Origin of the sequence: Bacillus mycoides (genome assembly GCF_018742245.1) — a bacterium.
Classification (GTDB): Bacteria; Bacillota; Bacilli; order Bacillales; family Bacillaceae_G; genus Bacillus_A; species Bacillus_A cereus_U.
Window position 1 is genome coordinate 4,467,760 of record NZ_CP036132.1, and the last position, 12,414, is coordinate 4,480,173.

Genomic DNA, 12,414 nt, shown 5'->3' on the forward strand with positions numbered 1-12,414 from the left:
GAAAAACTCAAAAAGGATATTGCTTTATAGTAAAAAACGGATACTTTTAGATAATCGACATAATTCTTTCAAAATATACACACAGCTTTGTAACAAGTCACACATACTTTCCCCCTATTCTCACTATAAACTAATTGTAGATAATGTAAAAAGGAGTGAATATTTATTATGTCCGACGTTTTGTTACTGAGTCGTTTTCAATTTGCAATTACTATTTTTTATCACTTTTTATTTGTACCTTTGACAATCGGACTTGTTATTTTAGTAGCATGTATGGAAACTCAATACGCCCGCACATTGAATCCAACATACCGCAAAATGGCAAATTTCTGGGGTAAATTATTTACAATTAACTTCGTAATGGGGATTATAACCGGGATTACGATGGAGTTCCAATTTGGAACAAACTGGTCTGAGTACTCCAAATATATGGGAGATATTTTCGGATCACCTCTTGCAATCGAAGCACTTGTTGCCTTCTTCTTAGAATCTACTTTCATGGGAATATGGTTATTCGGTAAAGATAAAATCTCACCAAAATTCCGTGCTTTCTGTATGTGGATGGTTGCACTTGGAACAAATATTTCTGCCCTTTGGATTATTACAGCAAACGGCTTTATGCAAAATCCTGTTGGCTATGTAGTACGTAATGGCCGCGCTGAATTAAATGACTTCTGGGCTCTTGTTACAAATCCATATGCATGGAATATGTTCTTCCATACTGTAATTGGTTGTTATATTGTCGGTGCTTTCTTCGTTATGGCAATTAGTGCATACCACTTACTACGTAAAAATGAAGTGGAATTCTTCAAAAAATCATTTAAGTTTGGTTTAATGTTAGGGTTATTCGCAGCAACTATTACACCTTTTATGGGACATCAATCCGGTGTATCAGCAGCTAAGTATCAACCAGCAAAAGGAGCTGCAATGGAAGCTGTTTGGGAAACTGGAAAAGGACAAGGCTTCTCAATCATTCAAATTCCTGATGTGAAAAACGAAAAGAACTTTGAATTCCTTACTATTCCAAAACTCGGAAGTTTCTTCTATACAAACTCATTTGATGGAGAAATTGTTGGTTTAAAAGATATTCCGAAAGAAGATCGTCCAAACGTTAACCTCGTGTACTATAGCTTCCGCTTAATGGTGGCACTTGGCATGTTCTTTATGGCATTAACTTGGTTCGGTTTCTATTTAAACCGAAAAGGAAAACTAGAAAAATCAAAACGTTATTTAAAAATTACAATGTGGTCTGTCTTACTTCCTTATATTGCAATTAACGCTGGTTGGATTGTTGCTGAAGTAGGTCGTCAACCGTGGACAGTTTATAAACTAATGCGTACAGCAGAATCTGTGTCACCTATATCAGTTCCACAAATTTGGTTCTCATTAATTAGTTTAATATTGTTCTACACTTTACTCTTAATTGCAGACGTATACTTAATGCTGAAGTTCGCGAAAAAAGGACCAGCTGCATTAGAAGAACCTGCTACTGAAGGAGGTACAGCTCATGTCTCATGATATGCTTGCAGTCATCTGGTTCGGTTTATGGGGCGTAATTTGGACAGTTTACTTCATTCTTGATGGCTACGCACTCGGTAACGGGATGATTTTCCCATTCGTTGCGAAAGACCGACAAGAACGAAATCAATTACAAGAAGCTATTGGCCCGTTCTGGGGTGGTAATGAAGTATGGTTAATTACAGCTGGTGGCGCAACATTTGCCGCCTTCCCAATCACATATGCAAATATGTTTAGTTACCTGTATACACCACTATTTTTAGTATTACTTGCACTATTTTCTCGTGCCGCTGGACTTGAATTTATGCATAAAGACGATTCACCAATTTGGCAAAAAACTTGTAAATGGGCATTTACAATTGGTAGTTTCCTAATCGCCTTCTTATTCGGTGTTACATTCGCTAACCTATATTACGGACTACAAATCGGAAAAAACGGTTATGAAGGAAATTTACTTAGCTTACTAAACCATTACGGTATTTTAGGTGGTCTTTTCTTCACTGCTATATTCGTCGTATCTGGTGCCCTTTGGATTATGATTAAAACAACTGGCGAAGTATCTGATCGTGCTTATAAAATCGCAAGACCATTTTCAATGGCAGCTGCTATCATTTTAGCTATCTTCTATGTCGCAACTGCAAATCGTACAAATTTATTCCAAAACTTCACGGAATATCCTGTACTATTCATTCTTCCAGTACTTGCAATGTTAATGAGTGTACTCGCACTTATTATGGTGTACAAACATAAAATTGGCCTTGCATTCACATTCGTTTGCTTAACAATCGCAATGTTTATGACAACTGGTTTTGCAGGTATGTTCCCAAGAATGTTACCATCACGTATTAACGACGCATACAGCACAACGTTATATAACGCAGCCGGTAGTGAATTAAACTTAAAAATTATGTTCTTCGTTGCAATCGTCATGGTACCAATCGTTATTGGATATCAGCTTTGGAGCTACAGCATATTTAAAAATAAAATTCATAAAGACTCTGCTAAAGGGTATCACTAAAATGAAAAAAGACACTTCGAGCGAAGTGTCTTTTTTCTTATACGTATGATTTTCGATAAGATGTTACATTTCTAATCTAACAACTATGATAAAGAAGAATCACTAACAGCTCACAACTAAATTATATCACAGAGCAAACACATCACTTTATGCAATTTTACATATAAAAATTATAACGTAGATTGAATTACTTGGTCATACACATCGTTATCCGTTACATCTGCCGTACTAATACCACTGAATGTCCTCACATTTAATCCGGTATTTGAAGATCCCGATCCATTATAAGCTTTCGTTTTTTCAATTGGATGTACGTTATATTTATCACCTAAGTTAATTGTTCCGTTACAGTTTTCAATAATAACACCTTCAACAATAGCTGGCATTTTGTCACCTACTTTCATTTCGTTACTTTCAGTGTATGAAAAATGCCTATAAAAATAGCTTATTTATATGAGAAAAAGCACTCAGAAGAGTGCTTTTTCTCATACCATGAATAGCTAGTTTGGAGACAGTTGACTTCTTCAAAATTTTATTAGGGGTAATATTTTGAAAAAGAAAGCCTTTCATATGTAGCTTAACACCGCTGGAATATATAGTAAATTGATAATCTTTATACGGAAGATTGCTAATGTTTAGTATAGATATTTTCCACTATATCAACAGTGATAACTATCTACACTAAACAACAAAAAGGCGCCTTTTAAAAAGACGCCATTTCCCCTGTTTATATACAGCCCATCCCACTTTTCGTAAACACACACTAGAAAACAGAATCATTAATCGTTACAAGATTGTTAGATACAAAAAGAGTAGAGGCTAATGTTTGTATACAATTCTGCTTTATAGCATGTATCCACAATTTATATTTTAATCCTCTTTCATTAAAAAGGAACAAAATATGCAAAATTACATATTTCAAAGAAAAAGACACTCTACAGAGTGCCCTCTAAACCATTTTACTTTTAATATATCGCTTTGAATACATTTTATCATATTTATCTATATCATTTATTGAGAAAATTCCGAATCGTTATTTTAATTATTAATAACTTCAAAATCATGTAGTATTAGGGGTGCAATAAAAACATCATAAAAATTGAGGTGTACTATATTTATGTATTTTGGAATTATTCCTCTTATATTGTTTATTATTTTTCTTATCTCTTACTTAAAAGATCCGCGAAAAATAATAAATGGCTTTTTATTTAATGCCTTTTTCTGTTCTTTTCTATTATTTTGTGCAGTCGTCTCGTTTGCATCTGGTAATAACGCTTTACATTTTATCGTTATTATTCCCATGATAGCGCTAATTGTAATGATACCTTTTGCTATAGTCGCTTTAATGTTTGGGCTATTTCTTAATGCGAGAATCTTGATGAAGCGTGAAGGAAGACGCTTTACAAACTCTTTAACTTTAATTGCAGCTTTAGGGATTTTATTCTTTATGCTACTCCCTATCATAAATCCAGCAAGTTTAGTCTCAACACACTTTCAATTTATTTTTGCTGGTATTTCTCTTATAACTATGTATTTCTTTATACATTTATCTAACTTCTTAAGCGCTTATTTTCTATACCAATTCAATAGACCGAGACGTAATCAAGATTTCATCATCGTTCTTGGTAGCGGCTTAATTAATGACAAAGTGCCACCTTTACTTGCAAGTCGTATTAATAAAGCTATCGACTTCTATTGGAAACAAGCAGCTGTGAATACACCACCAACAATTATTTTCTCTGGTGGACAAGGTCCAGATGAAGGGCTTCCTGAAGCAGAAGCGATGCAAAATTATGCGGTTGAAAAAGGAATTCCTCTTGAACATACAGTGCAAGAAAATCGCTCTGTAAACACATATCAAAATATGTCGTTCTCTAAAGAAATTATGGATTCATTAAAGCCTGAAGGTAAGTATAAAAGTATCTTTACAACGAATAATTTCCATCTTTTCCGAGCTGGTATATATGCAAAACAAGCCAGTCTGAATAGCCAAGGAATCGGATCAAAAACAGCATTTTATTACTGGCCTAACGCAATGATTCGCGAATATGTTGCAATCGTCGTTATGGGACGTAAACGACATATGAAAGTGTGCGGAACTATTTTAGGATTCTCTTTATTCCTAACAGTAGTTAGTTTTATATTTTCTTAACAACCTCCCATCCTTTGAACGGATGGGATTTTTTATACGAATTCCAAAAATATTTTAATGGTAATATGGTGATAATATTCCCTGCATACATCCATTAAAGGAGAATTTTTTCAAATAAAATGTTAGAATGAAATTTAGATGTGAATTATGTAACAAATACGAAACTAGTTTGAAACGAGGAAATTATATGGAGAGAATTATGAAAAACAAACCCAATAAGCTAAAAATCGCTTTTAAAGCTTTGATGATTATTATTGGGGCATTTATCACAGCGTACGGATTAGAAGCCGTATTAATTCCAAATAACGTATCCGACGGTGGTGTAACTGGTTTAAGTATCGTTAGTTCAAGATTATTCGGGTTACCATTAGGTCTTCTAATCGCAGTCGTTAACATCCCTTTCGTTTGGTTAGGATATAAACAAATCGGTAAAAGCTTTGCACTTTATTCTATTATCGGGATTGCTTCACTAGCAGTAGGTACCGTTCTCATGCACGGAGTGCCAACAATTATTGAGGGCGATACACTTTTAATTACTGTTGTTGGTGGTATTATTATCGGTTTTGGTATGGGACTAGCATTACGTAATGGCGGGGCATTAGATGGAATCGATATGCTAGCCGTATTACTTTCTAGAAAGTTACCATTTGGAACAAGTGATCTTATCTTATTCTTAAATATGTTTGTCTTTATTTTTGTCTCAACAGTATTTGGTCTTCAAGGAGCTATCCTTTCAGCGATTGCTTACTTTATCGCTTCTAAAGTAATTCATATTGTTGAAGTTGGTTTAAGTGGTTCTAAAACGTTTAAAATCATTACAAAAGAACCTGAATTAATAGTAGAAACAATTCGTGATCGTTTAGGTCGAAGTGCAACATACAATGAAGTTTATGGTGGGTATTCAAGAGAGAAATTTAAAGAAATCTCTTGTGTAATTAACCGTTTAGAAGAAAGTAAAATGAAAGAACTTATTCATGAAATTGATCCAAATGCCTTTATTACAGTGTATGACGTAGCAGAAGTAAAAGGCGGTAATTTCAAGAAGCATGATATTCATTAATCGTTATGAAAAACGAGGCTGTGCCAACATTTTGGCACAGCCTCTTCTTATTATTAAGTTGCTACCGTTGTCAGTTTTTGTCGGTAAATCGATATATTTCAAAAATCGCTGATATAATTTTACTCCCCCCATCTTCCTCCGCTTTTAATCCATGCTACGTATTTTTGAAAGGCAGTCACTTCATCTTGAAAGCGCAGCGGAATATATAGAAATAGAGTACATGTACATAGTATCCATACAATACCTACTACAAAGTGAAATTTCATCGTTGTACTAATAAACAAACTGAGGAATAATACGAGGAACATAATCAAACTAAATCTTTTATACATAGTCATACTATCCCCTCCTTATCCCTTAATTGTACCAGATAAAAAGAATTAATTTCCATAATAAAAAAAGACCGAAAAGCAAATTCCACTTTTCGGTCTCTATACTATCTTCTCTTCGTAATTTTCCCTGAACCGCCAACCCTTGTTTTCGGGGGAGACGTATTCTTTGGTGGCGTTTTAATAGATGATTTCGGCTTCACATCAGATCCGCTCGAACCACCTGGATTTTTCGTAATTTTCCCTTTGCTTCCGGTAGAAGGCGGAGGCGTCGTTTTACTTCCTTTTTCCGTAATACTTCCTTTATCACCTACAGATGATTTCGGATCTACATTATCTCCTCGCTTAATAATAGATCCTTTCCCTTCCTTCGTAATTGGAGGCGGGGTTTTCTTTTCTTCTTTCGTAGGTGGTCTTTCCGGAATAACCGGTTTATGATTTTGTCTGTCATTATATCCGCGATAATCACCATATGATGATTTTCGTGAACCGAATATATCGTTTAATATACTCCCCATAATATATCCTTGTAAGAAGGATGGTTGGTAATTTTGACGGACAAATTCTTCATTACTTATTTCAATTAACGTATCAGATGGTTTCTCTTTATCCTTTTGTAAATTATACATTTTATCAGAATAAACGAGGAACATTTGATTTTCGTCTTCTTTAGATGCTTGCTTCGGTTTCCTTTCGGCTATAAGTTCCTTTGCAACTTCAGGAACTGACCGATTGGCGGCCCTATACACGTAAGATTCTTGTTTACCATCCTTTGCGACAGACTCTAGCGGATAACGGTCCTGAATTGACTTCGCCTGACCACTTTGACAGCCCGATAAAGCATAACCGGCAATAACAAGTAATGTAACGATAGCAAGTATAGGGATCACGAACGATTTAATCATGGTAAACAATCGGTTTGACATGATTACGCCCCCCTTATGTTGCTCTTATGATTTGTACATCAGCAGGAATAATTGCTTCTCCCTCATACATCATTGTGCGACCATTTTGCCATTCAACACGTAATAATTTGCGGTTGTCAGACTGGAATTCCCATACGTACTGTTCTTCTGAAGCAGCGAATGGCGTTTTCCCCATAACAACAACACGTCCATTATATTGTTCTTCCATATGATACTCTATATCATCCATTTCAATTGTCGTCGGAATTTCATCAATTGAATCTAAACGACCATCAATCGGTGTATACAATTTGTAATACGTATTTTCACGGTCTTCAATTTTTAAATAGCGAATGTCTTTCCCGTCCTGCAGCGTTAAAACAATCTCCTTACGAGAATGCATGCTCGTTTTCCCAGTTAATTCATACATGACTAACGAAACTTCAATCATATCGCCAGGAGCCAACGTTAAAAGACTCTTTTCTGGCTTCGGCGGCTCTGGGCTTTTCATTATATTTTTAATACGTTTAAATAAGCTCACAATCTACCCCTCCTTCTCTCTTTATAAACAAGCACCTAAAATAAATGCACCAACAATATGTAATGAACCAGCTAACATCGCATGCGCTACGCTGCCTTCTTTCGTTCCTTCTTCTAAATCAAGACCTGCCATTTTTCTTAAAACAAATTCAATAAACATTTCTACAACTAATAAAATAACGAAAGAAACTGCTGAGGCAAGAAGTGCTTGCCATAAATCATTCGCTTTCGTAATTGATTGTGACAAGATGTATCCTTGAGCGAATAGCTTCATAACGAAACGTGTTGTCACAGCTGTGTTCCCATTTTTTATTTCTTTTAAATCATTGTATTTTGTAAAAATCGAATCAACCCACATAATTGCAAATAAAAGTACCGCACTTGCTCCAGTCCATACAAGCATCGCTAAAACATTCGTCCACGTCATTGCAAAACCTCCTCTAAAAGGTAATAGAAAACCGACATGAATTCTCTTCAGACATGTCGGCTTCTTTGTCTATTCTATATTATTTCTCATACTGCTTCATAATACGAGCTAATTCATCGTCAACAACAGAATTTTTGTTTAAGCTTGCAAATTCATCATCTAACGACTTTTCTTTCTTGTAAATTTCACCGCTTGCTTCTGCTTCAGCCTCTAATTGAAGTGCTTTCTCTTCCATACGGCTTAAACCAGCTTTTGCTGAATTTGAATCGAATCCAGACATCGCCTGATTAATATTCTTTTGTGCTTTCGCTGCATTTACACGCGCTACAAGTGTTTCACGCTTATTTTTCAGCTCTGTTAATTGTTTACGCATTTCTTCTAGCTTAAGGCGAAGGTTATCAGCAGCAGCTTTGTTTTGCTCATAGCTTGCTTTATACTCATTCATCTTTTGCTCTGCATTTTGTTTTTCTTCTAGAGCACGGCGCGCAAGATCTAAGTTGCTAGCTTGAACAGCCATATGTGCTTGCTCTTCACGTTTTTTCACAAGTGCTTCTTGCTCTTCAAATAATATTTTGAATTTCTTCTCAAGTGCGATTTGAGCTGCTACACTTTTCTCAGCTTCTTGTACATCCGCTTGCATATCGCGTAAATATTGATCCGTCATCTTAACTGGATCTTCAGCTTTTTCAATTAATGAATACACATTCGACATTGTTAAATCTCTTAATCGTTTAAATACAGACATCCAAATTCCTCCTATGATATACCTCATATTTCAAATTCACTACTTGGAAAATTAAAAATCTCCCTTTTCAGTAAGAATATTCATTTTTACAACCTATGTGTTTATTATAACAAAACTAAGATGTCCTTACATGTTATTTCCAAAATACATACAATATAATATGACATTCTAGATAGAATATTGTATTCCTACTATATTCTTATTATTTCTTCCCACAAAAATTAACTTATTTTTACGTACTTTCACTCAATTACATAATTGTAATGTTACTGTAAGCTAACTCGATAGTTGCATCTCCATATTTCTTATACACTAATACCAGAAGCAACGAAATAACAAAAAAGCTTCTCATAATGTAAGGACTAATACAGAAACTGTATTTACTATAAAACATATAAAAAGGAGAAATCATCATGAAAAAATTAGTAGGAATCGGATTAGCAGCAGCAATTTCATTCGGAGCATTATCAGGTTGTTCTTTATTAGGAGAAAAAGCGAACGGCTTTGTATTATACGGAACAGAAGAACAAGTAGCGCAAATTGCAGATAAAAATAAAAAAGAAGTAAAAGAAAAAGATGTATACAAAATGAAGCTTACAACGCTAGAAGATAAAAAAGTTCTTGTAATGGATAAGAAAACTGGTGAAGAACTTGTTAAGAAAGAATTACTACAAAAAGTTGATGAAAAAGACGAAACGAAACCACTTGATAAATTACCAGCTGTAACAGCAGACCAAGGTGTATTATTCGCAAAAGATAAAGTAGAAAATGCTACAATTGATGGCGCGAAATTAAAATATGAAGGCAACACAATTATCGGTAGTGGCCGCGCATATGCAGACATGTTCGCTATTGTTGATGATGCAACTTACGGCAATGTAAAAGGTGAAGAAAAATCTGTAGGTGTACTAAAATTCGATAAGGACCCTAGTAAAGAATTCCCTGGAAAGAACGGTGTAGAAGCAGCTCAGCTTGTTACAATTAAAAAATAAGTAAAAAAGCTTTGCGAAATTCGCAAAGCTTTTTTCTATTTATGAGCGATTTGCTCCATATCTGGACTACAAGTTTGCGACTGACATGACTTACTTAAAGAGCATGCTGCGCATTTTCCTTTTTTACTTCTCTTTACAAAATTAACTAACGTATATGCTGCATAACCAAAAATGATAGCTCCAATTATAATATTGACCATCACCGCGATACATCTCCTTCTAGAATCCGAGTAAGGACCCAACTTGGTATATAATGAGCGTTAATACATAAGCAACAACGAGCGGATAAACGACAGAGAAAACTGTCCATTTCATCGATCCAGTTTCGCGTCTAATAACAGCTACTGTCGCTAAGCACGGAACATATAATAAAACAAAGAACATAAATGCATACGCTGATAAAGCAGTATAATGTGCCCCCATTACATTTCCTAGCACATCTTCTTTAACCGCATAAATAATCGCCATTGTTGAAACGACAACTTCTTTTGCCAAAAATCCTGTTAAAAGGGATGCCCCAGCTTGCCACGTTCCAAAGCCGAGCGGTGCGAATAGTGGCGCGATAAAACCACCAATCATTGCTAAGTAACTGTCTCCCATATCAACACCAAATCCTGATGGACCTGCATAGTTTAATAGCCAAATGACAACAGAACCACCGAAGATGAATGTACCTGCTTTACGAACAAATCCTTTACCTTTCTCCCACGTGCTCAGCCATAACGTTTTCGCTTGCGGCACACGGTAAGGCGGTAGTTCAATTACAAAAATAGATTTTTCTGCTTTTAAAATAGTAAGAGACATAATTTTTGTAACAAGTAACGCAAGAACAATACCTGCAATGTATAAAGAGAACACAACAGTTGCCTGACTATTAGGGAAGAACACTCCCGCAAATAATGCATATACAGGTAAACGTGCTGAACAAGACATAAATGGTGTTACAAGAACTGTAAGTAAACGTTCTTTCTCTTGTTCAATCGTTCTCGCTGCCATAATACCTGGAACGTTACATCCAAAGCCGATAATCATCGGAATGAACGCTTTTCCGTTTAAACCGAAAAACTCCATAATTCTATCCATAACAACTGCAATTCGTGCCATATATCCTGAGTCTTCTAATAATGAAATGAAGAAGAATAGTGCAAAGATTTGTGGAACGAATACTAATACCGCACCAACTCCAGCAATAATACCTTCTGTAACGAGTGCTTGAATAAAATCAGAAGCGCCAACACTTGTGAGCCCAGCTGTAACCCAATCAGTAAGTTGTCCTCCAAAAAATCCATCAAGCATATCCGATAAAGGTGTACCAATCCACGTAAACGTAACCTGAAAAATAAAAAACATAACTGCTAAAAAGATTGGAAGTCCTAAAATTTTATGTGTAATTAACTGATCGATTTTTTCCGAAAAAGGAATTTTTCCTTCTTTCTCATGCTGCATAACATTTGTTTTTAACTTTTCAATATACGCTTCACGAGTCTTGTAAATGTGCTCCTCCAACGTACAATCAAGTTTTCCATCTAAACGAGATCGAATGGCTATAAGTTCCTTATAAATTGGTAATGCTTTCATTTCTTTTTCTACTACTTCGTTATTGCTTAAAAATTGAAGGGTTAACCACCTCGGATGCTCATAATTCGCTGTCTCTAAAAGAGCAATTATCTCTCCAATCCCTTCATCCATTTGTACACCATATGAAATAACAAATGGCTTTTTCTCTTTTTGTTTCTCTTCATGAAGAGTAGTAAGTAATTCTTCACAGCCTTTTCCGGTTCTTGCGATGACAGGAACGACTGTTACACCTAATATTTCTGATAACCGTTTTACATTAATCACAATTCCTCTTTGCTTTGCCACATCAACCATATTTAAACCAATTGAAACGGGCTTACCAAATTCAAGTAATTGCAATGTTAAATGCATATTTCGCTCAAATTGCGAGGAATCCACTATATTTAACATATGATGAAATTCGTCTGTTAGTAGAAAATTCGTAACGACACCTTCATCACGTGAAACTGGATTCAAATCATAGACGCCTGGCAAATCAATTAATGTTCCTTGCTTATCTTTTAATTTACCAACCTTCTTTTCTACTGTTACACCGCTCCAGTTTCCTACATACTCATAAGAACCAGTAAGTGCATTAAATAATGATGTTTTCCCTGTATTCGGATTTCCTAGCAAAGCAACCTTATTCACGCTAATTCCACCTTTATCATTTTCGCGTCACAATGACGAATACTAATTAACTGTCCGCGACACTCCAATGTACAAGGACCTTTAAACATCGCTTTCTGTTTTATGCGAAGCTCGCTTCCTTCCGCAAGACCGAAAGCAGCTAGTCTACGCTTTAATAACTGATCTAACGACTGAATACTTTTTACTAACACTTTCTCACCAATTTTAATATCTACTAAGCTCATAACCTTCCCCCTCAGAAGAGAATGATAATTATTTTCAAACAAATTATATCATACTCTATTTCACTTGGACTATATCTTTTTGCTTCATATTTATTAACATTTCGATACAATTATATTTCAATAATTGTCATACACGGTACATTTGCCATTCTCATCCATTTCAATTACAATAAACAATAACAAATAAAGAATCTCGTTATCACAGGGGGAGCCTTACCGCTGAGAGGGAACATTTCGTTCCGACCCTTTGAACCTGTTAGTTAATGCTAACGCAGGGATTGTGCAAACGTCCGAAA

The 12,414-nt window shown here is 35.4% G+C and carries 14 protein-coding genes and 1 riboswitch; of the genes, 5 read left to right on the forward strand and 9 right to left on the reverse strand.

Annotation, left to right across the window (positions count from 1 at the left end; genetic code table 11):
• Positions 1–168: 168 nt before the first annotated feature.
• Positions 169–1,518, forward strand: a complete 1,350-nt coding sequence (gene cydA, locus EXW56_RS22965) for a cytochrome ubiquinol oxidase subunit I (protein ID WP_002199043.1) — start codon at positions 169–171, stop codon at positions 1,516–1,518.
• Positions 1,508–2,536 carry a cytochrome d ubiquinol oxidase subunit II gene (gene cydB / locus EXW56_RS22970; RefSeq protein WP_215596984.1) on the forward strand — a complete coding sequence of 343 codons (1,029 nt, stop codon included), beginning with the start codon at positions 1,508–1,510 and terminating at the stop codon, positions 2,534–2,536. Before cydA ends, cydB begins: the two co-directional genes overlap by 11 nt.
• A gap of 170 nt (positions 2,537–2,706) precedes the next feature.
• Here cydB and EXW56_RS22975 read toward each other — a convergent pair whose 3' ends face one another.
• Positions 2,707–2,940 (reverse strand): spore germination protein, encoded by a 234-nt coding sequence (locus EXW56_RS22975; protein WP_002015747.1) that lies wholly within the window; start codon positions 2,938–2,940, stop codon positions 2,707–2,709.
• A gap of 713 nt (positions 2,941–3,653) precedes the next feature.
• On the opposite strand from EXW56_RS22975, the gene EXW56_RS22980 reads away from it, so the two are divergent.
• On the forward strand, positions 3,654–4,688 hold the full coding sequence (locus EXW56_RS22980) for a YdcF family protein (RefSeq protein ID WP_078173918.1): 1,035 nt from the start codon (positions 3,654–3,656) through the stop codon (positions 4,686–4,688).
• Between the two features lie 187 nt (positions 4,689–4,875).
• Positions 4,876–5,748 (forward strand): YitT family protein, encoded by an 873-nt coding sequence (locus EXW56_RS22985; RefSeq protein ID WP_016106459.1) that lies wholly within the window; start codon positions 4,876–4,878, stop codon positions 5,746–5,748.
• A 119-nt stretch (positions 5,749–5,867) separates the two neighbouring features.
• Here the strand turns inward: EXW56_RS22985 and EXW56_RS22990 are convergent, their stop codons facing one another.
• From EXW56_RS22990 to EXW56_RS23010, 5 genes are all read right to left on the reverse strand, one after another.
• Positions 5,868–6,086 (reverse strand): hypothetical protein, encoded by a 219-nt coding sequence (locus EXW56_RS22990; RefSeq protein WP_215596985.1) that lies wholly within the window; start codon positions 6,084–6,086, stop codon positions 5,868–5,870.
• Between the two features lie 98 nt (positions 6,087–6,184).
• Positions 6,185–7,003 (reverse strand): DUF4247 domain-containing protein, encoded by an 819-nt coding sequence (locus EXW56_RS22995; RefSeq protein WP_002199038.1) that lies wholly within the window; start codon positions 7,001–7,003, stop codon positions 6,185–6,187.
• Between the two features lie 13 nt (positions 7,004–7,016).
• The gene (locus tag EXW56_RS23000) at positions 7,017–7,523 is read right to left on the reverse strand and encodes a DUF4178 domain-containing protein (RefSeq protein ID WP_000051748.1); all 507 of its coding nucleotides are present in this window, start codon (positions 7,521–7,523) and stop codon (positions 7,017–7,019) included.
• Positions 7,524–7,544: 21 nt separating this feature from the next.
• On the reverse strand, positions 7,545–7,949 hold the full coding sequence (locus EXW56_RS23005; protein WP_002123337.1) for a DUF350 domain-containing protein: 405 nt from the start codon (positions 7,947–7,949) through the stop codon (positions 7,545–7,547).
• A gap of 79 nt (positions 7,950–8,028) precedes the next feature.
• Entirely contained in the window at positions 8,029–8,694 is a 666-nt protein-coding gene (locus EXW56_RS23010; RefSeq protein WP_002015754.1) for a PspA/IM30 family protein, read from the reverse strand.
• Between the two features lie 413 nt (positions 8,695–9,107).
• Here EXW56_RS23010 and EXW56_RS23015 point away from each other — a divergent pair, with 413 nt between their 5' ends.
• The gene (locus EXW56_RS23015) at positions 9,108–9,686 is read left to right on the forward strand and encodes a lipoprotein BA_5634 family protein (protein ID WP_002199037.1); all 579 of its coding nucleotides are present in this window, start codon (positions 9,108–9,110) and stop codon (positions 9,684–9,686) included.
• Between the two features lie 35 nt (positions 9,687–9,721).
• Here EXW56_RS23015 and EXW56_RS23020 read toward each other — a convergent pair whose 3' ends face one another.
• The 3 genes from EXW56_RS23020 to EXW56_RS23030 are packed head-to-tail and all read right to left on the reverse strand — an operon-like array spanning position 9,722 to position 12,118.
• Positions 9,722–9,889: a FeoB-associated Cys-rich membrane protein gene (locus EXW56_RS23020; protein ID WP_000989601.1), complete on the reverse strand. Its 168-nt coding sequence runs from the start codon at positions 9,887–9,889 to the stop codon at positions 9,722–9,724.
• 16 nt (positions 9,890–9,905) lie between these two features.
• On the reverse strand, positions 9,906–11,894 hold the full coding sequence (gene feoB, locus EXW56_RS23025; RefSeq protein ID WP_002199036.1) for a ferrous iron transport protein B: 1,989 nt from the start codon (positions 11,892–11,894) through the stop codon (positions 9,906–9,908).
• Positions 11,891–12,118, reverse strand: a complete 228-nt coding sequence (locus tag EXW56_RS23030; protein ID WP_000060510.1) for a FeoA family protein — start codon at positions 12,116–12,118, stop codon at positions 11,891–11,893. The genes feoB and EXW56_RS23030 overlap by 4 nt, the downstream gene beginning before the upstream one ends.
• A gap of 194 nt (positions 12,119–12,312) precedes the next feature.
• Positions 12,313–12,414, forward strand: a riboswitch (TPP riboswitch).

Coding starts and splice junctions, on each gene's coding strand:
- EXW56_RS22995 (WP_002199038.1), bottom strand. CDS start 7,003: ATGTCAAACCGATTGTTTACCATGATTAAATCGTTCGTGATCCCTATA.
- EXW56_RS23015 (WP_002199037.1), top strand. CDS start 9,108: ATGAAAAAATTAGTAGGAATCGGATTAGCAGCAGCAATTTCATTCGGA.
- EXW56_RS23010 (WP_002015754.1), bottom strand. CDS start 8,694: ATGTCTGTATTTAAACGATTAAGAGATTTAACAATGTCGAATGTGTAT.
- cydB (WP_215596984.1), top strand. CDS start 1,508: ATGTCTCATGATATGCTTGCAGTCATCTGGTTCGGTTTATGGGGCGTA.
- cydA (WP_002199043.1), top strand. CDS start 169: ATGTCCGACGTTTTGTTACTGAGTCGTTTTCAATTTGCAATTACTATT.
- EXW56_RS22990 (WP_215596985.1), bottom strand. CDS start 6,086: ATGACTATGTATAAAAGATTTAGTTTGATTATGTTCCTCGTATTATTC.
- EXW56_RS22975 (WP_002015747.1), bottom strand. CDS start 2,940: ATGAAAGTAGGTGACAAAATGCCAGCTATTGTTGAAGGTGTTATTATT.
- EXW56_RS22980 (WP_078173918.1), top strand. CDS start 3,654: ATGTATTTTGGAATTATTCCTCTTATATTGTTTATTATTTTTCTTATC.
- EXW56_RS22985 (WP_016106459.1), top strand. CDS start 4,876: ATGGAGAGAATTATGAAAAACAAACCCAATAAGCTAAAAATCGCTTTT.
- EXW56_RS23005 (WP_002123337.1), bottom strand. CDS start 7,949: ATGACGTGGACGAATGTTTTAGCGATGCTTGTATGGACTGGAGCAAGT.
- EXW56_RS23030 (WP_000060510.1), bottom strand. CDS start 12,118: ATGAGCTTAGTAGATATTAAAATTGGTGAGAAAGTGTTAGTAAAAAGT.